Source organism: Lewinella sp. IMCC34183 (genome assembly GCF_003390915.1).
In the GTDB taxonomy this organism is placed as follows: domain Bacteria; phylum Bacteroidota; class Bacteroidia; order Chitinophagales; family Saprospiraceae; genus Neolewinella.
Map to the genome: position 1 here is coordinate 890,758 of NZ_QMEM01000001.1, position 24,217 is coordinate 914,974.

The 24,217-nt window shown below is 61.1% G+C and carries 22 protein-coding genes and 1 tRNA gene; 10 read left to right on the plus strand and 13 right to left on the minus strand.

Features of this window, described 5'->3' with window-relative positions:
• Window positions 1–327 precede the first annotated feature (327 nt).
• Window positions 328–1,356 (plus strand): Holliday junction branch migration DNA helicase RuvB, encoded by a 1,029-nt coding sequence (ruvB, locus tag DQG19_RS03715; RefSeq protein WP_116124851.1) that lies wholly within the window; start codon window positions 328–330, stop codon window positions 1,354–1,356.
• A gap of 440 nt (window positions 1,357–1,796) precedes the next feature.
• On the opposite strand, the gene DQG19_RS03720 is transcribed toward ruvB, so the two are convergent.
• From DQG19_RS03720 to panC, 4 genes are all read right to left on the minus strand, one after another.
• A complete protein-coding gene (locus DQG19_RS03720) occupies window positions 1,797–3,248 on the minus strand; it encodes a hypothetical protein (RefSeq protein WP_116124852.1) in 1,452 nt (483 codons plus the stop codon).
• Window positions 3,249–3,363: 115 nt separating this feature from the next.
• The gene (locus tag DQG19_RS03725) at window positions 3,364–4,374 is read right to left on the minus strand and encodes an aspartate-semialdehyde dehydrogenase (protein WP_116124853.1); all 1,011 of its coding nucleotides are present in this window, start codon (window positions 4,372–4,374) and stop codon (window positions 3,364–3,366) included.
• A gap of 274 nt (window positions 4,375–4,648) precedes the next feature.
• Window positions 4,649–4,993, minus strand: a complete 345-nt coding sequence (gene panD / locus DQG19_RS03730; protein ID WP_116124854.1) for an aspartate 1-decarboxylase — start codon at window positions 4,991–4,993, stop codon at window positions 4,649–4,651.
• A 58-nt stretch (window positions 4,994–5,051) separates the two neighbouring features.
• Complete coding sequence (gene panC / locus DQG19_RS03735; protein ID WP_157974295.1) at window positions 5,052–5,924, minus strand: pantoate--beta-alanine ligase; 873 nt, start codon at window positions 5,922–5,924, stop codon at window positions 5,052–5,054.
• A 164-nt stretch (window positions 5,925–6,088) separates the two neighbouring features.
• Between panC and DQG19_RS03740 the strand changes: the two genes are divergently transcribed.
• From DQG19_RS03740 to DQG19_RS03755, 4 genes are all read left to right on the plus strand, one after another.
• Window positions 6,089–6,913, plus strand: coding sequence for a glycogen/starch synthase (locus DQG19_RS03740; protein WP_116124856.1), 825 nt, complete (start codon window positions 6,089–6,091; stop codon window positions 6,911–6,913).
• A 142-nt stretch (window positions 6,914–7,055) separates the two neighbouring features.
• The gene (locus DQG19_RS03745) at window positions 7,056–8,435 is read left to right on the plus strand and encodes a DUF4270 family protein (RefSeq protein ID WP_116124857.1); all 1,380 of its coding nucleotides are present in this window, start codon (window positions 7,056–7,058) and stop codon (window positions 8,433–8,435) included.
• Window positions 8,436–8,569: 134 nt separating this feature from the next.
• Entirely contained in the window at window positions 8,570–10,408 is a 1,839-nt protein-coding gene (glmS, locus tag DQG19_RS03750) for a glutamine--fructose-6-phosphate transaminase (isomerizing) (protein ID WP_116124858.1), read from the plus strand.
• Window positions 10,409–10,441: 33 nt separating this feature from the next.
• Entirely contained in the window at window positions 10,442–11,128 is a 687-nt protein-coding gene (locus DQG19_RS03755; protein ID WP_116124859.1) for a DUF4290 domain-containing protein, read from the plus strand.
• Between the two features lie 121 nt (window positions 11,129–11,249).
• On the opposite strand, the gene rpsT is transcribed toward DQG19_RS03755, so the two are convergent.
• The 5 genes from rpsT to DQG19_RS03780 form a co-directional block, all read right to left on the minus strand.
• Window positions 11,250–11,504 carry a 30S ribosomal protein S20 gene (rpsT, locus tag DQG19_RS03760; RefSeq protein WP_116124860.1) on the minus strand — a complete coding sequence of 85 codons (255 nt, stop codon included), beginning with the start codon at window positions 11,502–11,504 and terminating at the stop codon, window positions 11,250–11,252.
• An 82-nt stretch (window positions 11,505–11,586) separates the two neighbouring features.
• Window positions 11,587–13,857 carry a TonB-dependent receptor gene (locus tag DQG19_RS03765; protein ID WP_116124861.1) on the minus strand — a complete coding sequence of 757 codons (2,271 nt, stop codon included), beginning with the start codon at window positions 13,855–13,857 and terminating at the stop codon, window positions 11,587–11,589.
• 4 nt (window positions 13,858–13,861) lie between these two features.
• Window positions 13,862–14,425 (minus strand): type 1 periplasmic binding fold superfamily protein, encoded by a 564-nt coding sequence (locus DQG19_RS03770; RefSeq protein WP_116124862.1) that lies wholly within the window; start codon window positions 14,423–14,425, stop codon window positions 13,862–13,864.
• 350 nt (window positions 14,426–14,775) lie between these two features.
• A complete protein-coding gene (locus tag DQG19_RS03775; RefSeq protein ID WP_232826435.1) occupies window positions 14,776–15,780 on the minus strand; it encodes a serine hydrolase in 1,005 nt (334 codons plus the stop codon).
• Window positions 15,781–16,056: 276 nt separating this feature from the next.
• Window positions 16,057–17,643, minus strand: a complete 1,587-nt coding sequence (locus DQG19_RS03780) for a peptide chain release factor 3 (RefSeq protein WP_198661642.1) — start codon at window positions 17,641–17,643, stop codon at window positions 16,057–16,059.
• A gap of 35 nt (window positions 17,644–17,678) precedes the next feature.
• Here DQG19_RS03780 and DQG19_RS03785 point away from each other — a divergent pair.
• Window positions 17,679–17,751 (plus strand) — tRNA-Thr (locus DQG19_RS03785).
• Between the two features lie 68 nt (window positions 17,752–17,819).
• On the opposite strand, the gene DQG19_RS03790 is transcribed toward DQG19_RS03785, so the two are convergent.
• From DQG19_RS03790 to DQG19_RS03805, 4 genes are all read right to left on the minus strand, one after another.
• The gene (locus tag DQG19_RS03790; protein ID WP_116124863.1) at window positions 17,820–18,191 is read right to left on the minus strand and encodes a hypothetical protein; all 372 of its coding nucleotides are present in this window, start codon (window positions 18,189–18,191) and stop codon (window positions 17,820–17,822) included.
• Between the two features lie 23 nt (window positions 18,192–18,214).
• Window positions 18,215–19,396 (minus strand): hypothetical protein, encoded by a 1,182-nt coding sequence (locus DQG19_RS03795; protein ID WP_116124864.1) that lies wholly within the window; start codon window positions 19,394–19,396, stop codon window positions 18,215–18,217.
• A 42-nt stretch (window positions 19,397–19,438) separates the two neighbouring features.
• Window positions 19,439–19,681 carry a hypothetical protein gene (locus DQG19_RS03800; RefSeq protein ID WP_116124865.1) on the minus strand — a complete coding sequence of 81 codons (243 nt, stop codon included), beginning with the start codon at window positions 19,679–19,681 and terminating at the stop codon, window positions 19,439–19,441.
• Between the two features lie 76 nt (window positions 19,682–19,757).
• The gene (locus DQG19_RS03805) at window positions 19,758–19,922 is read right to left on the minus strand and encodes a DUF1328 domain-containing protein (RefSeq protein WP_116124866.1); all 165 of its coding nucleotides are present in this window, start codon (window positions 19,920–19,922) and stop codon (window positions 19,758–19,760) included.
• Window positions 19,923–20,080: 158 nt separating this feature from the next.
• On the opposite strand from DQG19_RS03805, the gene DQG19_RS03810 reads away from it, so the two are divergent.
• The 4 genes from DQG19_RS03810 to DQG19_RS03825 all read left to right on the plus strand — a co-directional run bounded on the left by DQG19_RS03810 (window position 20,081) and on the right by DQG19_RS03825 (window position 24,214).
• The gene (locus DQG19_RS03810) at window positions 20,081–20,671 is read left to right on the plus strand and encodes a hypothetical protein (protein ID WP_157974296.1); all 591 of its coding nucleotides are present in this window, start codon (window positions 20,081–20,083) and stop codon (window positions 20,669–20,671) included.
• An 83-nt stretch (window positions 20,672–20,754) separates the two neighbouring features.
• Window positions 20,755–21,024: a hypothetical protein gene (locus DQG19_RS03815; RefSeq protein ID WP_116124868.1), complete on the plus strand. Its 270-nt coding sequence runs from the start codon at window positions 20,755–20,757 to the stop codon at window positions 21,022–21,024.
• A 76-nt stretch (window positions 21,025–21,100) separates the two neighbouring features.
• Window positions 21,101–21,691 (plus strand): TIGR02117 family protein, encoded by a 591-nt coding sequence (locus DQG19_RS03820; protein ID WP_255418697.1) that lies wholly within the window; start codon window positions 21,101–21,103, stop codon window positions 21,689–21,691.
• A 66-nt stretch (window positions 21,692–21,757) separates the two neighbouring features.
• On the plus strand, window positions 21,758–24,214 hold the full coding sequence (locus DQG19_RS03825) for a prolyl oligopeptidase family serine peptidase (protein WP_116124870.1): 2,457 nt from the start codon (window positions 21,758–21,760) through the stop codon (window positions 24,212–24,214).
• Window positions 24,215–24,217 lie beyond the last annotated feature (3 nt).

Here is a 24,217-nt window from a genome sequence, read left to right on the forward strand (position 1 = left end):
TCAGCTAGTTAGGCCGATTTAGGATCCGAAATTCCGGAATTCTTGCGGAACGCAGCGACGAAAAGTGTCCTTGCTATCCACTTTCCACCCGCCTATCTTTGTCGTCCCGAGCATCCTACTTACCAGCATTACGACACGACCGTTCTTAAGCATTACCCAGCCGGCTGACCCCCGGAACCGCTTTCGTAACCGTTAAACACGCTGAACCCATGGTCGAGGACGAACTCATCTGAACCCACACTACCCTACCCCGCTTACCGCGTTACGCGCCTTTGGCATACGTATCGGTTGCATTTTGCCACAAAATGTTCCCTATCTTGGGCGCGTATGAACGAGCACCTAGATCCGACCGCCGCCCACCTGTCCCCCGAGGATGGAGCGATGGAGCGCGCCCTGCGCCCCGACAGCCTCAGTGAATTTAGTGGCCAGCCCAAGATCGTGGACAACCTTAAGGTGTTCATTCAGGCGGCCGTCCAGCGGGGCGACTCGCTGGATCACGTACTCCTACACGGCCCCCCGGGCCTGGGCAAGACCACGCTGAGCCACATCATCGCTAACGAGCTGGGCGCTGAGCTCCGCCTCACCAGCGGCCCCGTACTGGAGAAGCCCGGCGACCTGGCCGGCCTGCTCACGAACCTCAATGAAGGCGACGTGCTCTTCATCGACGAGATCCACCGCCTGAATAACGTGGTCGAGGAGTACCTCTACTCGGCCATGGAAGACTACCGCATCGACATCATGATCGACAGCGGACCGAATGCGCGGTCCGTACAGATCTCGCTGAACCCCTTTACCCTGGTGGGGGCTACGACCCGAATGGGCTTGCTTACCGCCCCCATGCGTGCGCGGTTCGGCATCAATTGCCTGCTCGACTACTACGACACCCAGACCCTCGTCAAGATCATCCACCGCTCCTGCGAGATCATGCATGTGCCGATTACCGATGCCGGCGCCGAGGAGATCGCCCGCCGCAGCCGGGGTACTCCGCGTATCGCCAATGCCTTGCTGCGTCGCATCCGTGACTTCGCCCAGGTGAAGGGCAACGGCACCATCGACAAGGAGATCGCCGACTACGGTCTGGCCGCCCTCAACGTCGACGAGGGCGGCCTCGACGAAATGGACAACAAGATTCTCGACGCCATCATCCACAAGTTCAAGGGTGGCCCGGTGGGTCTCTCGACAATCGCTACGGCCGTAGGCGAGGAAACGGGTACCATCGAAGAAGTCCACGAACCCTTCCTCATCATGGAGGGCTACCTCATGCGTACCCCCCGGGGCCGGCAGGCTACGGAGAAGGCGTACTACCACATCGGGGCTACTCCTCCGGGTAGCGCGGGTACGCTGTTTGAGTTTTAGGTCGCTTCCCCCAACATTGCGGATTCTGGTTGCCGCCCTTTTATGGGGGGTAAACCCTACTGTGCGCTAATCGTGGCCTACTCGCGGCCGGTCGACTAGTCGACCGGCCACTTACCGTACGTACCAGTTTCGAAAAATTAACGCACAGTTAACACGGTTCGAACTCGTATGTCGCGATATAGACCTTCGGTCGATTCAGAAATAAGCCGTCTATTCCAGGACGCGTAGGGCTACTGACCCCGCGCCTCACCAACCGTCCCGGATCATGCTCCGGTAGGCCGGCCAAACACCGCGATGGATTCAATTCACATGCAGACCGCCAGGTGCCCCGGGCTATCCCAGCTGGGTTTCCAGGTACAGGTAAGTGGGGCCGTAATTACTCCAGCAGGCCAATCGCCTCAGCGTAGCCTTATCGGTGCTCCCCATCTTGCGGAGCGCCACTATTCCTCTTCGGATACCACCTGAGCAGCGGCCTTCACCGTATCAACGGCTTGCTGCACCCGGTGAGTAGCTTCGTCCACGGCCTGGTCGATACGCTCGGTGGCTTGGTTAAGCAGGGAGGGAGCGGCCGTCCGCTGCTTCTTGGGTACGTGCACCTCATTGGCCAGGACCTGGCTAAAGGCGGTAAAGTTGGCTACGATGTCGCCGGGCGCGGCGGACTTAAGCGACTTGCGGTCCGCCTTCGCCTGCTTCTTGCCCGACCGGATCGCCTCGGCGGCGGCCTTCAGCTTCGCCTCTTCCTCGGGGCTCAGGTTGCGGCCGGACATCTCGGCGGCGATCTTGGCGCGGGCGGCTTCCTTTGCCTGCCGCTCGGCGGCCTTACGCGCCTGCTTCTCGGCGCGCTTCTTGTCCTTCTCGATGCGGGCCTCCAGCATGGTCTGGGTCTTCACCATGTCGGACAGCTTCTCGTTCTTGCTGTTGATCCGGCTCTCGATCATGATGATCTTGGCTTGGCGGATCTGGGCTTCGAGTTGACCATCGGTCCGCTCGATGCGGCGCTTTTCGAATTTCAGGTCCTCCTGGTCGCGACCGATACTCTTGCGCATACGCTCCATGGCCTTCATCAGCCCCTGGTAGCGGGCCTCGTTTCGACCGAGTGCTCCGCCGGCGGCGCCCGACTTATCTCCCCCACCCTGTCCGCGCTTTTCCTTCACGGATTTGAACGCGGCATCGATACGGCCGTAGATCTTTTCGCGGTCTTCCTTGGTGAACTTCACGCCGTGAAACTTGCGCTGCACTTCACGGAGCTCCTGGAATACCTTATTCAGGTGGGTGCCCTCCACAATACGGGCCTCGAGGTCGGCCAACAGCTTGCCGAACTTCTCCATCTGCTTGGCGGACTCGGCCTCGTACTGCTTGTTGACCTCCTGCCGCAGCTCCTTCAGGCGGGCGAACACGGCGTCGGACCGCTTGCGCAGCTCGTTGCCCTGTTCGCGCAACAGGGTCTTGTCTTGCAGCTGCGATTGCACCTTCTGCCAGAAGGCCTTGGCCTGGTTCCAGAGGTCGCTGCTGTAGGCACCGGCCCGCTCGATCCGATCCTCGATCTCGGCGATCTCGCTACGGTAATTCTCGGCCAGCTTCTCGCTCAGCACGTGGAAGTGCCACTCGGTCTGGGCGCGGACGATCATGTCGGTCTGTTCGGCGCGCAGGTCGTCGGGCAGCAGCGATTCGGTGACGCTGAGTTCGCGGGCGATGACGCGGTCGGGCTCGGGCAATTCGGCCTCCGCTTCCTTGCGCCATTTTTCCATGAAGGCGGTATAGACCTCGTCGGTCACGACCTTCTCGGGGAAAGTCTCGATGCGCACGATGTTATCGGCTACCTGGAGCTCGATCGTGATCAGTACGCGTTTTTCCTGGGCGTCACGCCCCCAGACGGCAATTCGGTTTCGCATGGCGGTGGTCTATCGTAGCCGGCGCGGCCGCGGGTGCGGCGGGTCACGCGTCGGGTGGTATGCATTGGTTCAAGTCAGCAATGCGCTAACTTACTAATTATAATGGCGCGTTGAATCAGGCGGTCACCCGCTGGCCAACGAGCTTGTGCTCAAGAAGGTATTCGGCAATCTGGACGGCATTCGTGGCGGCTCCCTTGCGCAGGTTGTCGGCCACGATCCAGAGGTTGAGGCCGTTTTCGATGCTCTCGTCGCGGCGGATGCGGCCCACGAATACTTCGTCGCGGTGCTTGGCCAGTAACGGCATGGGGTAGCTGTTAGTTTTGGGATCGTCCTGCAGCACCACGCCGGGGACGCTACCGAGCAGCTCCCGCACCTTCTCTACCGTGAAGGGACGCTCGAATTCGACGTTCACGCTTTCGCTGTGGCCGCCGTGCACGGGTACCCGCACCGCAGTAGCGGTTACAGCGAGGTTGGGCGCACCGAGGATTTTGCGGGTCTCGTGGACGAGCTTCATCTCCTCCTTGGTGTAGTCGTTGTCGAGAAAGACGTCGCAGTGCGGAATGCAGTTCTCGAAGATCGGGTAGTGGTACGCCGGTTCCTCGCTCTTGCCGCCGTCGCGCTCCGTTTCGTACTGCTTGACGGCCTTGACACCGGTACCGGTGAAGGACTGGTACGTGGAGATGACGAGGCGCTTGATGCCGAAGGCCTTATGGAGGGGGGCCAGGGCCACGACCATCTGGATCGTGGAGCAATTAGGGTTCGCGATGATGCGGTCCGCGGGGGTAAGCTCGTCGGCGTTCACTTCGGGAACCACGAGCTTTTTATCGGGGTCCATGCGCCAAGCGCTGCTGTTGTCGATGACGGTGGTGCCCACTTCCGCGAAGCGCGGTGCCCACTCGAGGCTGGTGCTGCCGCCGGCCGAGAAGATGGCGATGTCGCATCGGGCATCCACTGCGTCCTGCAGGGAGACCACGGTATAGTTCTTTCCCCGGTACTCGATCTGCTTGCCGACCGAGCGCTCGGAAGCGACGGGAAGCAGCTCGGTAATGGGGAAATCGTGTTCCTTAAGTACTTCGAACATGACGCCTCCGACCAGGCCGGTAGCGCCGACAACGGCAACTTTCATCGTAGTATGATTTTTGGGGACAACGAAGATAGGGTTTCCCGCCGGTTGGCTCCCTCCTTGGGGAACTACACCGCACCCGCGCACCGCAGGCCTACCTGTATACGCACGCGTACCATAGTTCGGATGTATGCGCCGACCGTCGTCCGGTCGAGGTGATCGCCCGTACTCCCGAAAAATGGCTACCGGTATTCTGAAAGCGGTGGATGTAGGTCAGTTCCTCGCCGAAGCGGGTACAAGCGTGGGGCGGCGGCGGGCCGGTCTATCCCGGGGTTGGTCAGAGCCGGTTGCCCTCTCCGGGGAACGCGACCTTGGGCTCGAAGGCCAGTGCCTCCTCGGTGGTCATGTATCCGTAGGCGATGATGATGACGGTATCGCCCACCTGGCAACGCCGCGCGGCGGCTCCGTTGAGGCAGATGATGCCGGACCCCTCCTCACCGCGGATGGTGTAGGTTTCTATGCGCTCGCCGTTGTTGTTGTTGACGATCTGCACCTTCTCGCCCTCAATGATGCCGGCCGCGTCGAGCAGCTGGCCGTCGATGGTGATGCTGCCGACGTAGTTGAGGTTGGCCTCGGTTACGGTAGCACGGTGAATCTTTCCTTTGAAACGTTGGATGAGCATAATCGGAATAAAGTGGTGGGGCGGGAAATACGTCCGGCAATCAAACGCGCCGGGGTGGTCAAGGGTTGGGCGGGCGCAGGGTACGGTTGTCGATGAGGCGCACCGATCCGGCGTGGACGGCGGTGGCGGCGACCACTTCGCGGGCGGGCGCGCCGTCCTGGTACGGCAGCAGGGTGTCGCCGTCGACCACCTCCACGTATTCGGGTTCCAGGAGGGGGTGGGCACGCAGGGCGGCGAGGGCCAGGCGTTCCAGCTCCCGGGCGGGCCAGCCGCAGTTCAGGCCCGTTACGATGCCCGCCAGCTGCCGGTTGATGACGGTGGCGGCGCGGCGTTCGGCCTCCCCCAGTCGGCGGTTGCGGGAGCTGAGGGCCAGCCCGTCGGCTTCGCGGACGGTCTCCACCGTCTCCACGGCCACCTCCAGGCCGAGTTGCCCGATCATGTGCCGTATCACGGCCACCTGCTGGTAGTCTTTCTGGCCTAGGAAAAGCACATGGGGACGCACGATATCGAGCAGGCGACTGACCACCTGTACGACGCCTTCGAAGTGCCCGGGGCGGTGGGCGCCTTCCAGACGAGTGGTCAGGGCGCCGTACTCCAGGTCCGCGGCGGCGGAAGGGGCGGCGGTGCCTGCGGGATAGACGTCTTCTATTGTAGGCCGGTACAGGTGGGTACAGCCCGCGTCGCGGAGCAACTCGGCATCGGCCTCCGGTGTGCGGGGATAAGCGTCGAGATCGGAACCGTCGTTAAACTGGGTAGGGTTGACGAAGACGCTGACCACGGTGCGGTCACAACTCGCCACGCTGGACGCTACCAAGCTTGCGTGCCCCGCGTGCAGGGCGCCCATGGTGGGCACGAAACCTACGCGGTGGCCGGCGGATCGCTCGGCGGCGAGGGCGGTGGAAAGCTCGGATGCGGTGGTAAAGATCAGCAAATACCGATGGGATTGGGCGGGCGGACGGGCCGCTAAGGGCGGCCGAAGATAGGGGGTATCGGCAATATTTTGTAACTTTGCCACTCTTGGGGCCGCGCGAGGGCTCCCGTGCCGCGCTGCAATGGCAGTCGGGCTCGTCAATAACCTGTAACGCGATCATAGATATGAGCAAAACTAAGGTGCTGATTGTTACCCAGGAAATGGATCCCTACACGGAGCTGACAGAAATTGCCACTACCGTCCGGGCCCTGGCCCCCTACCTCCAGAAAAACCAGATGGAAATCCGTGTGCTGATGCCACGTTACGGAACCATCAACGAGCGCCGCCACCGGCTGCACGAGGTCGTCCGCCTCTCGGGCATGAATATCATCGTCGACGACGACGACTACCCCCTCATCATTAAAGTAGCCTCCCTGCCCGACAAGGGCGTACGTATGCAGGTTTACTTCCTTGACAACGAAGACTTCTTCAAGCGCAAGTTCGTCCACGTCGACAAGCAGGGCAATCCCTTCGACGACAACGCCGACCGCGCGGTCTTCTTCAGCAAGGGCGTGATCGAGACGGTCCGTAAGTTCGGCTGGCCGCCCGACATCATCCACGTACACGGTTGGATGACGAGCCTCATTCCCTTCTACCTGCGTACCGCCTACAAAAACGAGCCGCTGTTCAAGAACAGCAAGATCGTTTACAGCCTCTACCAGAGCGGGCCCGAGAAGCACATCACGGACGACTTCGCCATGAAGGCCAGCATCAATGCCCTGAGTGAAGAAGATCTCGCCCCCTACCTGGAAGACGGCAAGCCCGCCCTGCACCGCGGGGCCATCAAGTACAGCGATGCCGTTATCCGGGGCAGCGAGGAACTCGACGATACCCTGGCTACCGCCCTGGCGCAGGCCGATATCCCCGTACTGAATGTACAGGGAAGCGAAGCCCCCCAGGCGAGTGTGGAGTTCTACCGCGAGCTCTTGGCCGCGGAGGTAGAGAAGTAGCAACCAACCTTACCTACCGCCCGCCCCCTCCCTACAGCAGAACCACGAGTCCTTCCCCTTTGTCCGGGGAAGGACTCGTTTACTTTTCCCCCGCTCATCCACTGACCGTCCCCTACGTTATATCAGTCTTAGACGCTACCAGATGAAAGTACTTTGCGCCCTAGCGCTGCCCCTCCTGTTGCTGGCCTGTACCGACCCCATTACCGTGGGATCCGAATTGCTTGTCACCGACCGCGCCACGGTGGGCGAAATCACCGATATCCCGTTCACTACCCGGGTCGTTACGGAAGATAGCCTGCTGGCCTACGACGGCACCGTGTCGTACGTCCCGCCTTCCCCCTTCACCTTTGGAAGCCTGCAGGATCCGGAGTTCGGAACCACCCGACACGGTGTTTACCTGACGCCGCGGCTCCCGCGCAACGCCAGCCAGCTGCCGGTCGTCCCCCCTTACGCCAGACTGGTTAACGTGACGATCGATTCGGCCGTCGTAATCCTGCCCATCGACACGGTCCGCGGCTTCTACGGCCCCGGACGCGAATTTCCGGTCCGGGCCACGCAGATCAGCGAAGCGGTGAGCTTCACCGAACGCTTTTACAACACGATCTTCTTGCCCACCGGGCAAACCAACGTAGCAGCGAATGCCACCTTCAGCGCCACGGCGACCCCTACCCTGGTACGCGACACCGCCATCACCAAGCCAGAGCTGTTGCGCCCCCACGCGCGCATCCGCCTGAGCGACGACTTTGCCCGGCAAATCGGGGCTCTCGGTCCGGAGAACTATGCGTTCGACTCCACCTTCCGCGACGCCTTCGCCGGACTCTACCTGGCACCGGACGGCCCCAGCAACTCGCTGGTGACCTTCGCCCCCACGGAGGGGCAAAACGAGACCCCCTACAGCGGCTTTAATTTCTATTACCGGGACTCCACCGGGCGGGCGGCCGTTTACCGGATCGGTTTTCTGCAGGCCCTGCCCGCCAACTCGTACGACTTTGACGGCTCACTCGCCGGGACCCTACTCGATTCCACGACCAGCAATACCCTGGTGGCGGTAGCCGGACAGAGTGGCCTGATGACCGAGATCAATCTTGGTGACATCAGCGAGCTGCGCGGCCGCGTCATCAACCGGGCCGAACTGGAAATTCCCGTTGCCGACGTGGAGGGCGTTTCCTATACCGATTACCCCCTGCCCACCCGGCTGGAACTCTTCTACCGGGCTACCCCGGACGGCCCCCTGCTGAGTATTGCCGACCGCCTCGAGCTCGCCCGCACACGGGCTATCCCAGCCAACATTTTGTTCTTCATGGGCGGTCAGCTACGGACCGAGGACAACATCCGTTTGTACTCGCCGGCCTTCTCCATCCACCTGCAACGCATTCTCGACGGTGAAGCACCGCCGCAGCTTTACCTCCGGGTCTCGCCACTGGACAATACCGAGGTACGTGCCGCACGGGCATTTCTTAACGGCCCGGCTGCGGCGACCAACCCCGCGCGCATCCGCGTCACCTACACTGATCTGGATTAGGGGAAGGCAACTTCTGCGTGTTACTCCCGTTAAACCTTGTGGAAACGCTACCGTCGTGTCCCGTTTTACCTATCCGTGTGCCTTTATGGCGCGACCCTGTTACCTAACACTAACCTATTAAATTTATATACGCTATGTGCGGAATCGTTGGATATATTGGACACCGCCAGGCCGATGCCCTTATTATCAAGGGGCTTGAGCGCCTGGAATACCGGGGCTACGATAGCGCCGGTATCGCCATACTCAACGACCACCTGTCCGTTTGGAAGAAAAAGGGGAAAGTATCTGCGCTGCGCAAGGAAATTGCGCGGAACGATACCACGGGCACCGTGGGGATCGGCCATACCCGATGGGCCACCCACGGAGAACCCAACGACGTCAACGCTCACCCCCACACCGGCGGTAACGGCCGGCTAGCCCTGGTCCACAACGGAATCATCGAAAACTACGCCGTACTCAAGAATGCCCTGGAGGCCGAAGGCCACGTCTTCTCGAGTGAAACGGATACCGAGGTACTCGTCCACCTGATCGAGGAGATCCAGGACGAGGGTCAGCTTGCCCTGGAAGAAGCGGTCCGCCTTGCCCTTACCCGGGTCGAGGGCGCCTACGCCATCGCCGTAGTCGATAGCCAGAACCCCAACGTACTGGTGGGCGCGCGCAAGGCGAGCCCGCTGGTGGTTGGTATTGGCGAGGGAGAGTTTTTCATCGGCTCCGACGCTTCTCCTTTCCTCGACAGCACCCGCCGCGTAGTGTACCTGGACGACAACCAGATCGCCAGCATTACCCTGGAAGAGGGACTGGTGATCAAGAACACGAAGAACGAAAACCAACCTCCCTTCATTCAGGAACTGGACATGCAGATCGAAGCGCTCGAAAAGAACGGCTTCGATCACTTCATGCTCAAAGAGATCCACGAGCAGCCGATCACGGTGTTCGACGCGATGCGCGGACGGATCAGCAGCAAGGACAACCGGGTCACCCTCCGTGGAATGGAGGAGTACGCAAACCGATTCGTTCGGGCTAACCGCATCATCATCGTAGCCTGCGGAACGAGCTACCACTCGGGCCTCATCGGGGAATACCTCATCGAGGATCTCGCGCGTATCCCGGTAGAGGTAGAGTACGCCAGTGAGTTCCGTTACCGCAACCCCATTCTCAACGAGCGCGACATCGTGATCGCCCTGAGCCAGAGCGGGGAAACGGCAGATACCCTGGCTGCCCTCGAACTCGCCAAGAGCAAGGGTGCCATGATCTATGGCATCGTAAACGCCGTCGGCAGCAGTATCGCCCGCCTTACCGACGCGGGCAGCTACATCCACGCCGGTCCCGAGATCGGGGTGGCCAGTACCAAGGCCTTCACCGGACAGGTGACGGTGCTCACGCTGCTGGCCCTCAGCCTGGCCGAAAAACTGAGTACGATCAGCACCACGACGCTGCATACGCTCACCGCGGAACTGGAACGTATCCCCGACAAGATCCGCCAGTGCCTCAAGGCGGACGAGCATATCCGCTACATCGCCAAAGAGATCAAGCACCACCACAACGCCCTTTACCTGGGACGCGGCTATAATTTCCCCGTAGCCCTGGAAGGTGCCCTGAAGCTCAAGGAAATCAGCTACATTCACGCCGAAGGCTACCCGGCCGCGGAAATGAAGCACGGCCCCATCGCTCTGATCGACGAAACCATGCCCGTGATCGTCACCGCGACGAATCGCTCGGCGTACGAGAAGATTATCAGCAACGTGCAGGAAGTTCTCGCCCGCAAGGGAGTAGTGATCGCGGTCGTACCGGAAGGCGAAACGGCGATCAGTTCCATGGCCCACCACGTCATCGAGATCCCCAATACCGAAGAACAGCTCTCTCCCCTTCTGTCGGTCATCCCCCTGCAGTTGCTCAGCTACCATATCGCCGTCGAACTGGGCCGTAACGTCGACCAGCCCCGCAACCTGGCTAAATCCGTAACCGTAGAGTAGACCACTCACCCAACACAAGAAAACTTACCCTCCATGGAATGGGACATTGAATACAACACCAGCAACGCCGAGCTGATCTACAGCGAATACGGCCGGACCGTACAGGAATTGCTTCAGAAAGCAAACGAGATCGAGGACGAGGCCGACCGCCAGGCCTACGTCGAGCGCGTCATTAAGCTGATGCTCCAGATGCAGCCCAGCGTAAAGCAGCAGGAGAACTACGAGGAGCGCCTCTGGAAGCATGCGTTCCGCATTGCGGGTGGCCACCTCAACGTCACGGTGCCCGAAGGCATCAACGCCACCCCCGATCCCGAAGGCGTCAGCCCGGAGCCCCTGCCCTACCCCGACAGCCACAAGCGCATGCTGCACTACGGCAAGAACGTCCTGGCGCTGATCGAACAGGGCAAAGCCATGGAAGACGGCCCGGAGCGTGACCTGGTCACCTACACCGCCGCCTACTACATGAAGGTGGCGCTGACCGACTGGCGGGACGGCAAATTCTACAACGAGGACATGATCCGTAAGGACCTCTACGAACTTAGCGATAAGACGTTGGTCCTACCCAAGGACGCCAAGATCGGCGAACCGTCCGGCAACCAGCCCTCCCAGGATACAGGTACCCGGCGCAAGAAGAAGAAAAAGAAAGGCGGCGGCGGTGGCGGCGGCGGTGGTAACCGCAGCCGGAACTCCGGCCGCAGTCGCGGTCGCCGACGGCGCTAGCTAGCGTCCCGACTACTCCGCGCCGCAACGCAAAAAGCCCCGCTACGTGATCGTAGCGGGGCTTTTTTGTTGGGCCGCAAAAACGGCCGGAGCGGCGGCGAAGCAGAACGCGCGAACGGTACTAGCCGAGGCGGTTAACGTGCATGGCCAGTCCGGACTTCAGGTTGTCGGCCTTGTTCTGGTGCCAGAGGTTGCGCTTGGCGAGACGATCGATCATGCTGAACAGCTTGGGGAGCTGCTTCTCGGCCTCGGAACGGTCCTCGAGGTCACGGAGCTTACGGATGGCCGTACGCGCGGATTTCTTGTAGTAGCGGTTGTGGAGGCGCTTGCGTTCGTCCTGCCGGATCCGCTTCTTTGCTGATTTGTGGTGTGCCATGTTATTATATTTTTATCGTGGTTCGGCTCCGCCGCGAGGATAGAGCTCAATTAGTCCGCAAAAGTACGACTTATCCCGAGATTTACCAACTGTAGCTCACCCGAAAATTCAGGCTCCGCCCCGGAGCGTCGGCAAAGTACCGCTGTCGGTCGAGGTAATCGCGGTAAGCTTGGTTCAGCAGGTTTTCTACCTCAAGTTCCAGGTGGAGTTCCCGATCGCCCAGGGCCACGGTCCGACTGGCACCTACCCCGACAATCGCGTAGCCCGGCGGTGGCGGAAGGAAATCCTGCTCGGGTACCGTGCGCTGCTGCCGCGCTACGGCGAGTACCGAGGCCCGCGCTACCCACGCCCCCGAAAGATTGTACGCCAGGGAGGTCCGCCAGTTGGGGGGCGGCATGAAGACCAGCGGCGTACCGTCCGTAAGATTGTTGCCCCGCACCACGGCGGCGGCGGTTTCCAGGTCGAGCGCGCCAAGCTGGGCCAGGACGCTGAGTTTACCGCCGGAGAGGTCCGCATCGACACCCCGATACGTAAAGACCGGGAAGGCCCCGCGGATCGTCTGTCGGAATTCCTGCTCGGGCTCCAGGTTAATGAAGTTGTTGACCCGCTGGTAGAAAAGTCCGCCGGTAACCGTAAGGCTACCGTCACGGCTGCCGTAGGTCAGGTCCACGGAGCTTTTCGCGGAGTGCTCGGGTAGCAGGCTACGGTCGCCCTCCTCTATACCACTCACGCCCTGGTGCAGTCCCTGACTGTACAGCTCGTTGATCTGGGGAGCCCGCTGCCGGTAGGTAAAATCCGCGTCCGCACTCCAGCGCTGCCCGAATTTGATACTGCCGCCCGCGCTGCCTCCGACGGTCGTGTAGTGATGGGTGTATCGCAGGATTCGTCGCGGCAGGTCGCGGCTGATCGTAACGGCTTCGTAGTACTGGTGGTCGGCCCGGAGGCCCACGTGGTAGCGCACCCGCTCGGGCTTCACGTGGTAGGTGACGTATCCCCCGGCCCGGTTGCCCAGGTAATCCGGAATCAGCGGCAGCACACCGGTCCCCGGCTGGTTGGTATTGTCGACGTTCTCGAGCTGTACACCTGCCTCCACGCTTCGTTGTCCACCCAGGCGCCGCTGGTAGCGCCCCTCGAGCGTATGGCTCACCTGTAGCAGCTGCAGGGCGGCCTGGTCGTCGTCGCCCCGGCGCACGTCGAACTCCTTGCGGTCGTCCACCTGCCCTCCGTACTGCAGGGTGTAAGTAGTACGGTCAGAAGGTGCGTAGCTCAGCTCAGCCTTGAGCAGGTGGTGGGTCACGCGTTGGCGCGGCGAGTTGATGCCGTAGCTGAAACTGGATTCGGTGAAGAAGGGACGCTCGCGTCCAATAGCCTCCTCCAGGTCGCTGAGGTTGCCGATGTGTGACCCGCGCAGTACACCTACCTCGGCGTTAAAGAGGCTGTAGTAGAGACGGGTCGTCAACGCCGGCGAAAGGAACTTGGCCAGCTGAACGGCCACGTCACCCTCCCGCTGTCCGGTATTCGTCAGGTAATAGTCGGGTGCCCGGCGGTCTCCGATGGCCTTCAGACTGCCGCTGAGCCGGTAGGCAACAAAGGCCGTATCGGTCAGCCGCGCATTCAGGGTATGACCCCACCCGTTGGTACGCAGGCCGTACGCCAGCTTACCGCCGGGTTGGCTACGCGGCGTGAGCGGGGAGGGCTCCACCAGGACAGTAGGGCCCAGGGTGCTGCCGCCGTACCGCAGTGCGTCCACCCCCTCAACCACCCGCACATAGGCCGCTACCCAGGGGTCGATCTCGGGAGCGTGGTCGTTCCCCCACTGCTGTCCGGCCTGGGCGATGCCGTTGTTCTGAATACTCAGGCGGTTCCCGTAGAGACCGTCGAAGACCGGTTTGTTGGCGGAGGTACCGGTGCGCAGGCTGCTTACGCCCGTGATCCGCTCCAGTACCAGCCCCAGCTGCCGGTCCGCTTCCCGGTCCAGCCGCTCCTCGTAAGAAACGGCCGCCCCGCTGGCGGATACAGTGACGGTCTCCGTGTAGTTATCGTGGTGGTGGAGGTAAACCGTCAGGCTGGTATCCCTCCGCAGATCTACCGTCACGACCTTCGGATCACAGCCGATGTGGCTGAACCGAAGGTCATAGGTACCGGCGCAGAGGTCCCCGATCACGAAATTCCCGTTCTCATCAGCCTGCGCGCCGCGTTCCGCCTCGATTACGTATACACTCGCGAAGGACAGCTCCGTGCGGTCGTGTTCGTCGAGCATGGTTCCCGCAACCTGCAGGCTGCAGGACTGGGCGCGGACGCAGGTGCCGTGCACAGCGACGAGAAAGAAAGCGAGCAGGATGATACGGACCATAGACCTAGTTTCCGACAGAGACCGGGAAGGTAACGGCAATATCCGTTTCTCCCCCCGCACCGGTCGGATCGGAGATCGTTGCACCGGCCGCCTTGTTGGGCTCGTGGCGCAGAATGATCTGCAGCCCGCCACTGGAAACGGCGCCGGTCTCCATCTCGGTCAGTAGACCGACCGGATTTCCGTCGTTGTCGCTGTCCGCGTAGGCCACCGTGACGTCTAGTCCTCCCGACGGTACAAAGAAGAATTGATGGTCTTCATCTTCGGCCGAGATCTCGGCGGTGATGTCTTCCGGATCACTCGGGTCCGAAGCGTTCGTGAGGCTGAGGGTACCGAGGTAGCTGGTATTGGCCATCAGGTCACCGGTAATATCGGTAGTAGCCATCTCCGGTCCGTCACCGTCGGGGTCGGAGAAGCGGAAGGTGACCGTCTCCCCATTGTCCACCGGGGTGAGCACGTAGACCAGGTCGGTGATGACCTCCTCCTCGTTTTCGATCACGGGATCGTCTTTGTCTCCGCAGGAGGTGAACAGAAGAAGTAAGAGAGGCAGTAGAGAGAGTAAGCGGGCCATGGGCTGGTTTTCTGGGTTAGTTAAAAAGCGTACGGCAAAGATAGCCACGCATTCCTTACTGCAACACCGTAGCGTTAATAAATGATCGTGCAAGGTGGGAATACTTCTGCCCGAAGTGCCGTAGTCGCCGGGCTGGAGCGCTCCGGCGGCCTACCGCAGGAAGCGCGCCCCAGCCTGCCGGAAGGGTACCGGGTGCAGGACTTCAACAGTACCGTGGCGGGCTTTTTCCGGAACTGTTCGGAGAACTCGGACGTAACAAAAAAGCCCCCGTGCACGGCGGCACGGGGGCAATACGGGTCATGTATATTGCGGAGACTGCCCGGGGGCGGCCTAGCATATAAAACGGTTCTTTAGTTCTTGGCCAGGCGGTCCATCACCTCACCCAGCTCGCGGATGATCTGTTCGCCGTTGGGGTCCTCTACCAGGGCGGTCATGATGTAGTTGCGCTGCGGTCCCTGCACCAGCGCACAGTCGGCGTGGTAGACGCTCCAGCTGCCCGACTTGCGGTACACCTTGGCCTGGGGAGCTACGCGATCGAGGGTGTTGACGAACTTATGGTGCAGCTCGGGGTCGACCAGGTAGCTCATCATCTTTTCGCTGCTCTTGGGACTTACGAGACGGCCGTTGGCCAGCAGGTAAAAGTACCGGCAAATCTGCTCGGTAGTGGCGGCGTGGCTGATGCCCTTCATCGGATCGGGGTAGCGGCGGCCGCCGGCAGCGTAGCGCTTGCCTACCCAGAGACCACCGCCGTAGGTGGGGTCGTAGAGTTTGTGGCGGGGATCGCGCATGGTACGCTCGATGTGTTCGAAGCTGATGCGGTCGATCATCCGCGTGGTAGCGGCGTTATTCGACTTGGCGATCATGAGGCGCATGTCGCGCTTGATCTCGGGCGTCTCGCGCAGTTCGCCGCGCTCGATAGCGTCGTGGGCAGCGGCGAGGACGGCGATCTTGGGAAGGCTGGCGGCGTACATCATGTGCTTGCCGTTCAGGGTGGCGAAGCGGGGGTGCTCCTCGTCCTTGAGGTCTACCAGACCGACGGAAAGTTTCTTGTTGCGGTAGAGCTTGGCCCAGGTAGGATTGGCCAGAATGGCAGCTTTAAGCTGGGATTCGAAGCTCTGATCGGCAAAGTCGCGGAGCCGTGCGGCCGGGGCAGGCGCGGACTCAGAAATTTCGGGGACGACGGGCTCGGGGGCCGTTACTTTTTTCGGGGCCTTCGTCTCAAGGTTAACCGGCACGAAAAAGGCGGAGGCAGTAGAGAATTCTCCGTCTACGTAGCGGGAGATATCGAACTCGGTGCTGCTCATCAGGAAAGCGGCGGCGACCGAAAGAAGGAAGAATAAGGTGCGCTTTAGCATAAAAATAACTTGCTGTTAATAGGGCTTCGGTCAACCCGGAGGCGCCGAAAAGAAGCTAAAGTCTCGTGTTGCTTGGGCTGGAAAGTCTAAAATGCGGCCGTAAGATGGGGTCCGCATGGGGTTGCTCTGTGAGCTGTGGATTAAATACAATACAAAGGTAGGCAGGGTTGCGCAGCATTCCAACTGAAATGCGGCGATTGATTCGTTTAACAGAATCTTAACGGATGCCCCGCGACCGTAGTACGCACCGGCCCTGAACAAATTGGCGGCCGGCCGTTAAAATTCGGACGTCTGGTGAAACCGGATCTCCGGATGGGCGTCCCGGATGGTCTGTAAGATCCACGCGCTCTCGGCCAGGTACACGAGCCGCCCTTCCTTGTCGGTAGCGATCTGTTGCCGCCGCCGCTCGGCGAAGGCGTCCAGGGCGGCTGCATCGTCGGCACTTATCCACAGGGCCTTGTGCAGGTTGATGGGCTCGTAGAGTACGGTGGCACCGTATTCGTGCTCCAGCCGGTACTGGATCACGTCGAATTGCAGCGCGCCTACGGTACCGATGATCTGGGCGTTGTCGACGCCGCGGGTAAACAGCTGGGCGACGCCCTCGTCCATCAACTGATCGATGCCCTTGGCCAGCTGCTTTGATTTCATGGGGTCCCCGTTGATCACCCGGCGGAACTGCTCCGGACTAAAGCTCGGGATGCCCTTGAAGTGCAGCTCCTCCCCTTCCGTGAGCGTATCTCCGATCTTGAAATTGCCGGAATCGTATAGACCGACCACGTCGCCGGCGTAGGCCGAGTCGATGACCTCCTTACGGTCGGCCATAAAGCTGGTGGGGTTGGCAAATTTGAGCTTCCGCCCCTGCCGTACGTGCAGGTAATTCGTGTTGCGCTCGAAGGTACCCGAGCAGATGCGCAGGAACGCGATCCGGTCCCGGTGCCGCGGATCCATGTTAGCGTGGATCTTGAAGACGAAGCCGGCAAACTGCTCCTCGCCGGGCTCCACCTGCCGCTCCTCCGTCGGCCGCGGCAGAGGCGGTGGAGCGATACGCACGAAGCAGTCAAGCAGCTCCTTCACGCCGAAGTTGTTGACCGCGGAGCCAAAAAAGACGGGGCTGACGTTGCCGTTCAGGTATACGCTGCGGTCGAAGGCCGGGTACACGCCCCGGATCATCTCTACCTCCTCGCGCAGTTCCTCGGCGGCGTCCTCCCCGATAAGCTTCACCAGCTCGGGATCGTCCAGGTCGGTAAACTCGATGGTCTCCTCCGGGCGGCCCTGTTTGTTGTCGGGGCGAAAGAGCACGATCCGTTCCTCGAAGAGGTTGTACACCCCCTGGAAGCGGTCACCCATCCCGATAGGCCAGCTGAGCGGAACCGCCTTTAGGAGCAGCTTCTGCTCGATCTCGTCGAGCAGATCAAAAGCTTCCTTACCGGGGCGGTCCATCTTGTTGACGAAGACGATCACCGGCGTTTTCCGCATCCGGCATACCTCGACCAGCTTTTCGGTCTGCTCCTCCACGCCTTTAGCCACGTCGATGACCACGATTACGCTGTCCACGGCTGTCAGGGTACGGTAAGTATCCTCGGCAAAGTCCTTGTGGCCCGGGGTATCGAGAATATTTATTTTTTTGTCCGCGTAGTCGAAGGCCATTACGGAGGTGGCCACCGAGATTCCCCGCTGTCGCTCGATCTCCATGAAGTCGGAGGTCGTGCTTTTCTTGATCTTGTTGCTTTTTACCGCCCCCGCTTCCTGGATGGCGCCACCGAAGAGCAGCAGCTTTTCGGTAAGGGTAGTCTTGCCCGCATCGGGGTGGGCAACGATACCAAAGGTGCGTCGGCGCGCAATTTCTGAATTTTGCTTGGTCATAATCGGCCGCAAAGATATATCTTTGCCGCCCAATCGCCATCCTAGCTCAGTTGGTAGAGCAATTCATTCGTAATGAATAGGTCGTCGGTTCGAGTCCGATGGATGGCTCTCCGCCCGAACGTAAAAAGTCCCGCCACCTTCCGGTGCCGGGACTTTTTCGTTTTGGCAACTTCGCCTTACTGCTTCTTCTGGTTATTGCCGGGGGTGATGCCCACGGCCCCCTGGTTCTTGGGGTTGGTGCTGGAAGTGCTGTAGGCCGCCTCGTACTCGTCGTCGGTATAGCGGGGAGTGATCAGGGTATCACGCGTGGCCCGGATGGAGTCGGCCCGCTTCGAATAATTGGTCGTCAACGTGGTGATGCTGTCGCTGGTAGACTGCTCTACGTAGTCGATCTTGCCGTTGTTGTTGGCATCGTCGTCCTCGTAATCGGGTGAGCTATCGATCACCTCGGCGGGGTCCACCTCGCCTTCCCGCATATCGGCATCACCGCAGGCGGTAAAGACGGAACAGAAAGAAAGCAGCAGCAAGCTGCGGTATAGGATGGTCATTATTGGCAGATTTTAGGTCAGGGTTATCGGTTGGTGGTGTCGGCATCGACGGCGTACCGGTAGATCGCATTGGCGTCCGAGCCGTCGTTGGGAAGCATCTCGCGGTCTACGTTGTAGACACGGGCACCGGCCTGAAAAGCGCGTACCGCGGCGAGGTTAAGCAGTTCGGTAGCGTTTTTGTCCTCGTCGTGGAGCACCGTGATGCCGTTGTTGTCCGGCGTGTACTCTCCATAGACGTAGGCCTTGCGATCCAGCCAGAGGGCCGCGATGCGGCCGTTAACGGCTGCGGGAACGATTTCCTGCAGGTCGTTTCCGGCCTCACCGGCGGCCACGTTGTCGCCGTATAGCTTGCGGTCGCGGTCGTACTGCCGGTCAAAATGGTCGGCGATAGCGGTCCAGGCTTTTTCGTGGATCAGGGCCGGTCCGTCCTCCTCGAGGTTACCGTGCGCGAAGTTCTCGGTGTAGAGGTGTGCGTAGGTATTGGCCTCCTGGTAAATGGGGATAAGCTCCTCCACACCACCAAGGACCAGGGGTGCCTTGTCATCACAGAGATAGTCGCTGATGCCAGCGTCCACGCGGTCTAGGTAGGCTTTTACGTCCTCCACGTCGTTGCTGGGATCGCCGCCCCGGCCAAAGAAGACCTGGTTGTTGCTACCCCGGCCTCCTTCGGCACCTCCGGCGCGCGAGAGGTGGTTGTCGGCGCCGTCCTGCATGAGTGCCGCCTCCATGTTCTCGGGTACGAGGCCCTTGAGGTCGACGGAACTGATCGAATATTCCGTGGCGGTATAAAGGCGCACGGCACCCTTACTGAGGGCCAGGAAGTGAAAGCGGTGCTGATCACCTACCAGGGCCACGAGGGGACGCAGGTAGTACTCTTCGGAGACGTAGACCAGGGGATTAAAATCGAGCGGACAGGTGTAGTATTCAAAGCGATCGGGGCCGACGAAGACGGCCAGTCCATCGCTCTGCTGCTGCCAGAACTCCGAGTTGTCGGCCAGCTCATGCGCCGGCTTGAGGAAGGTTTCGGCTTCCTTTTCGGAAAGGCCGTAGCGCTTGCCCAGCTTGTCGGCGGCCTTTTTCAGGGCGTTCTTGAACCGGATGTGGTCTTCTTTTTCGTTGCCGACGCGGTAGGTGGGCGTGTAGATGCTGACGGAGTATTCGTTGGTGGCCGCAGCCAGGGCATTAAAATTTTCGAGGGTAATCATAACGTATAGGTTTTAAAGTAAAATGGGTGGACCGACCGGAAATCAGGTACGGGTCCGTCCGCGCAGCGATACAAACAGAATCAGCCCGACAAAAATCACGAGACAGACAATGACGAGTCCGTAGGAAGAGAAGAAGTCCTCATTGGGGGGCGCCTCCGTCGTGGAGGAACTGTACGGGCTTTCCCCCTCGGCACCGCTGCCGCCGGAAGCTTGGGCCAGCAGGGCGGAGCCGCTTACGAGCAGGGTGGCCAGAAGAAGGAGAAATTTTGAATAGATGGTTCGCATAGTGCAGGTTGGATGGAAAGAAAAGGCCGCGAACGGGCAATCCCGGACGCGGCCTTGTTGTCAGTTAGTGTTGTTTCTAGGCTCTTCTGAACAGACCCGAGATCAGGCTGATGACCAGCAGAACGAGGAAGATGTAGAACAGGATCTTGGCAATACCGGCTGCGGCGCCAGCAAATCCACCAAAACCTAGTAGTGCCGCAACAATTGCGATCACGAAGAAGATCAGGGCATAACGTAACATGATGTGGATGTTTGGTTTGATGATTAAAAGCCGTCTGGCAACCAGCGAGTTGTACTGCGGTCTTTCTGTCTTTATAACCGGTCCTGCGTTGTGCGTGTTCGTTGTTGCATTAATTTATGCCCCACCAACATCCCGCTTCGTCTACCCGTTTGTACCCCATGCCCCACCCTTCACAGCTCATCTTTCAGAACGTACAGAGCGAGCACCTCAAAGCCTGGTTTGCCGATACCCTGGCCGCCTACCCTGAGTTGCGCGACCGGCCGGTATACCTGCGCCGGCTACCGATGCGCTACAGCACCATGCGCGCCCAGCCGGTGATCAACTGGGCCTTTTTCCGGCGGGCACGCCGCCACTACCGCGTAGATTTCAGTAGCCACCTCGACGTGACCGAGCACGTCCGCGTGCGCGAACTTCCGCGCGAAGTCGTCGTCGGCTGGTTTGCCCACGAGCTGGGCCACATTGTCGATTACCTAGACCGGCCCTGGCGCGGGATGATCGCCTTTGGCCTCGGCTACGCCCTCTGGTCGCGGTATATGCGGCGGGCCGAGCAGCGGGCCGACTCCATCGCCGTAGATCACGGCTTCGGTAGCGAGGTGCTGGCCACCAAGAAGTACCTGCTGGGGCACGCTACCCTGCCCCGCCACTACAAGAAGCGCCTGAAGAAGTACTACCTCTCGGCCGACGAGCTGGAGGCGCTCATCAATGCCTACGAGGAACGGGGCGAGATGCCCGACATCGTCGAAATTTAGGCCGGCGCGGCCGCAGGTGCCATGCGGCGTTCACAAAAGGAGTAACTACGCGGTTTCGCTACCGTAACCAGTCCTTCCCGCCCATGTCCGCCAATAATTCCGAACTGCAGTACCGCAACTGGCTCATCAAGGCACCGCTCGGTCTCGTGCTTACGGGGCTAGGCGCCAGCCTCATCGGCGACGTCACCGCCCGCCGCCACGGAGGCGCTCCCGCCAGCACCTGGATCCCCTACGGTACGCTCGCCCTCACGGTCTTCAACAGTGGCCTGAGTATCTTGGCCGACGCCGCCAAGCACCGCGCGCACTACGAGCGGCTGCGGGAGGCCCCCGCGGCCCAGCCCCCCCTCACCTAATCTCCGTCCCCTGGCCTACCTCAAACTCTTCGGCAAAATCCTTCTGTGGCTGCTGGCCCCGGTAGCCCTGTACCTGGTGTGTGCCCTGGTGCTCTCCCTCATTCCCACCCGCGCGTCCGCCCCGGAGGGGCCGCGCGACCGCCGCATCCACCTCTCCTCCAACGGGGTGCATACCGACTTCATCCTGCCGCGGGAATTTGTCGATCCCGCCCTCCGCGAGCAACTCGGCCCCCTGGCCGACTACCCCCACCTTGCCTTCGGCTGGGGCGATAAAGGGTTCTACCTCGATACGCCCACGTGGGCACAACTGAAGGCGAGTACCGCCGTACGGGCCATGCTGCTGCCCAGTCCCACGGCCATGCACGTAACCGGCTACCGCGGCGTCGGACGTGACTGGGCCACCCTCGACCTCAGCCGCGAGCAGCTTGTCACCCTCAACACTTACCTGCGGGAAGGTTTCCGGCGGGGCACCGATGGCCGCCTGCAGCCGATCGACGCGCCGGGCTACGGGCCGGACGATACGTTTTACGAGGCCGTCGGCTCCTACAATGCGATCTATACCTGCAACAGCTGGATCAATGAAGGCCTGAAAAAAATGGGCGTGCGAACCGCAGTGTGGGCCCCCTCCGAATGGGGCATCATGCGGTGGCGGCAGAGCGGCGGATGATTGTTAGGGCAAGGGTCGCGCCACCGACCGGACTCCACGCGCTATCTTGGGACAAAGCTCCTAACTATGACCACCTTGCTACGCACTTTTCTCTGGCTTACCGTGCTCGGCCTGCTCCCGCTGGCGTCCCTTTGCACCCGCGGCAGCGCCCAACTTAACCTCGACTACCAAAAGCCGCCACAGGCCATCCTCGATCTGGTAGACGTGCCGTTGGCCCCCTCCGTGCTGATGGACCACGAACGCGAGCACATGGTACTGCTGTACCGTGATGCCTACGCGACCATCGCGGAACTTTCCGAAGCCGAGCTGCGCCTCGGCGGGCTGCGGATCGACCCGAAAAAGAACATCGGCAGCCGGACCACCTACTACAATGACGTGAAGGTGCGGGCCGTCGACGCTACCCCCGGTACCGAAGCTTCCCTGACCGGACTGCCCGCCACCCCCCGGCTGGCCAACGTGACCTGGTCGCCCGACCAGCAAATGGTCGCCATGACGCACACCTCCGACGAAGGCGTGGAAGTGTGGGTTGCCGACCTGCGCACCGCAGCAGCCCGCCGCCTTACCGGCCCGACCGTCAATGCCAACCTGCGCGACGTGATCAACTGGGCCAAGGACGGAAAGTCGCTGCTGGTGAAAATGCTGCCCGACGACCGTAAGCCCCTGGTCGACGTGGCCAGCGCCGTACCGACCGGACCCACGATCTCCACCGCCGACGGCGAAAAGGCGCAGAACCGTACCTACCAGGATCTCCTCAGCAACCCCAACGACGAATACAACTTCGAGCAGCTGGCCCGCTCGGTTATCCACCGGGTAACCCTCGACGGCCAGAGCGCCGAATTCCTACCGGCGGCCATGTACGACGGCATCACGTTCAGCCCGGACGGCGAATACGTAATGGTGGAATCCATCGAGCGGCCGTTCTCCTACATCGTACCCTACTACCGCTTCCCGACCACGATCACGGTATACACCCGCGGCGGCCAGCCCGTACAAACGGTGGCGGAGCTGCCCCTCACCGAGGTGATGCCGCAGGGCTTCATGGCCACGACCAAGGACCGCCGCAGCATCTCCTGGCGCGCCGACAAGCCCGCCACCCTCGTTTACGTGCAGGCCCTGGACGGCGGCGATCCGGAGCAGGAAGCCGAGTACCGCGATGCCCTGTACCAGCTGGAGGCCCCCTTCAGTGGTGAGGGCACCGAACTGCTAAAGGTGACCAACCGCTACGCCGGCGTCCAGTGGGGCGACGACGAAACCGCCGTGGCTTACGACCGGTGGTTTGACACCCGCAATTCGAAAGTGTACGTCTTCAACCCCTCAGAGCCGGGCGAAACCCCCGAAGTACTGTTTGATCTCAACTACCAGGACCGGTACAGCGACCCGGGGAACTTCGTAACGACCCGCAATGCGTACGGAAGCTCCGTCCTTGCCCTGGAAGGCAACGAGGCCTACCTCATCGGCGACGGCTATACGGCCGAGGGGCAGTTTCCCTTCCTGCACGCGATCGACCTGGAGACCGGCACCACCGAGGACCTCTACACCTCGGCCTACACCGACCGCCTGGAGGAGCTCATCGACTTCGACCCCGAAAGCGACCGGCTGCTGGTACGCGAGGAATCGCCCATCGAATACCCCAACTATTATTTCCGGGACCTGGACGGCGGGGAGCTGACCCAGCTGACGGCCTTCCCGAATCCCTTCCAGAGCCTGCAGGACGTACACAAAGAAGTGATCACCTACCGCCGCGACGACGGACTCGAACTGTCGGGCACGCTGTACCTGCCGGTCGGGTACGATACCACCGCCAAGGAGAAAGTACCCCTGATCCTGTGGGCCTACCCACGGGAGTACAAGGATAAGGCCAGCGCGGCCCAGTCGACGTCCAACCCCAACCAGTTCACTTACCCCTACTACGGTTCCCCCGTGTACTGGGTGACCCGCGGCTATGCCGTGCTCGACGACGCGGCTTTCCCGATCGTAGGCGAGGGAGACGAGGAGCCCAATGACTCGTTCCGGAAACAACTGGTCGCTAACGCCAAGGCCGCGATCGACGCGGTAGACGCGATGGGCTACGTGGACCGCGAGCGGGTTGCCGTGGGCGGACACAGCTACGGTGCCTTCATGGTCGCCAACCTGCTGAGCCACAGCGATCTCTTTGCGGCCGGTATCGCCCGCAGCGGTGCCTATAACCGGACGCTAACCCCCTTCGGCTTCCAGAGCGAACAGCGTAACTACTGGGAAGCGCCCGAAATTTATAACGGCATGTCGCCCTTCATGCACGCCGATAAGATGAAGACGCCCCTGCTGCTTATCCACGGGGAGGCCGACAACAACTCAGGAACCTACCCCCTGCAGAGCGAGCGCTACTTCAACGCCCTGAAGGGGCTGGGCGCCACGGTCCGGTTAGTGATGTTGCCCCGCGAAAGCCACGGCTACCGCGCCAAGGAGAGCATCCTGCACCTGCTGTGGGAACAGGACCAGTGGCTGCAGCAGCATGTGATGAACAAGGACGCGTCCCGCAAGTAATCC

What these genes read in the sequence shown, in the direction of transcription:
- panD (WP_116124854.1), bottom strand. Translation starts at nt 4,993, where the DNA reads ATGCTCATCCAACGTTTCAAAGGAAAGATTCACCGTGCTACCGTAACC.
- DQG19_RS03740 (WP_116124856.1), top strand. Translation starts at nt 6,089, where the DNA reads ATGAGCAAAACTAAGGTGCTGATTGTTACCCAGGAAATGGATCCCTAC.
- rpsT (WP_116124860.1), bottom strand. Translation starts at nt 11,504, where the DNA reads ATGGCACACCACAAATCAGCAAAGAAGCGGATCCGGCAGGACGAACGC.
- DQG19_RS03755 (WP_116124859.1), top strand. Translation starts at nt 10,442, where the DNA reads ATGGAATGGGACATTGAATACAACACCAGCAACGCCGAGCTGATCTAC.
- DQG19_RS03765 (WP_116124861.1), bottom strand. Translation starts at nt 13,857, where the DNA reads ATGGTCCGTATCATCCTGCTCGCTTTCTTTCTCGTCGCTGTGCACGGC.
- DQG19_RS03795 (WP_116124864.1), bottom strand. Translation starts at nt 19,396, where the DNA reads ATGATTACCCTCGAAAATTTTAATGCCCTGGCTGCGGCCACCAACGAA.
- DQG19_RS03725 (WP_116124853.1), bottom strand. Translation starts at nt 4,374, where the DNA reads ATGAAAGTTGCCGTTGTCGGCGCTACCGGCCTGGTCGGAGGCGTCATG.
- DQG19_RS03720 (WP_116124852.1), bottom strand. Translation starts at nt 3,248, where the DNA reads ATGCGAAACCGAATTGCCGTCTGGGGGCGTGACGCCCAGGAAAAACGC.
- glmS (WP_116124858.1), top strand. Translation starts at nt 8,570, where the DNA reads ATGTGCGGAATCGTTGGATATATTGGACACCGCCAGGCCGATGCCCTT.
- DQG19_RS03780 (WP_198661642.1), bottom strand. Translation starts at nt 17,643, where the DNA reads ATGACCAAGCAAAATTCAGAAATTGCGCGCCGACGCACCTTTGGTATC.
- DQG19_RS03800 (WP_116124865.1), bottom strand. Translation starts at nt 19,681, where the DNA reads ATGCGAACCATCTATTCAAAATTTCTCCTTCTTCTGGCCACCCTGCTC.
- DQG19_RS03815 (WP_116124868.1), top strand. Translation starts at nt 20,755, where the DNA reads ATGTCCGCCAATAATTCCGAACTGCAGTACCGCAACTGGCTCATCAAG.
- DQG19_RS03825 (WP_116124870.1), top strand. Translation starts at nt 21,758, where the DNA reads ATGACCACCTTGCTACGCACTTTTCTCTGGCTTACCGTGCTCGGCCTG.
- DQG19_RS03775 (WP_232826435.1), bottom strand. Translation starts at nt 15,780, where the DNA reads ATGCTAAAGCGCACCTTATTCTTCCTTCTTTCGGTCGCCGCCGCTTTC.
- DQG19_RS03810 (WP_157974296.1), top strand. Translation starts at nt 20,081, where the DNA reads ATGCCCCACCCTTCACAGCTCATCTTTCAGAACGTACAGAGCGAGCAC.
- DQG19_RS03805 (WP_116124866.1), bottom strand. Translation starts at nt 19,922, where the DNA reads ATGTTACGTTATGCCCTGATCTTCTTCGTGATCGCAATTGTTGCGGCA.
- DQG19_RS03770 (WP_116124862.1), bottom strand. Translation starts at nt 14,425, where the DNA reads ATGGCCCGCTTACTCTCTCTACTGCCTCTCTTACTTCTTCTGTTCACC.
- ruvB (WP_116124851.1), top strand. Translation starts at nt 328, where the DNA reads ATGAACGAGCACCTAGATCCGACCGCCGCCCACCTGTCCCCCGAGGAT.
- DQG19_RS03745 (WP_116124857.1), top strand. Translation starts at nt 7,056, where the DNA reads ATGAAAGTACTTTGCGCCCTAGCGCTGCCCCTCCTGTTGCTGGCCTGT.
- DQG19_RS03790 (WP_116124863.1), bottom strand. Translation starts at nt 18,191, where the DNA reads ATGACCATCCTATACCGCAGCTTGCTGCTGCTTTCTTTCTGTTCCGTC.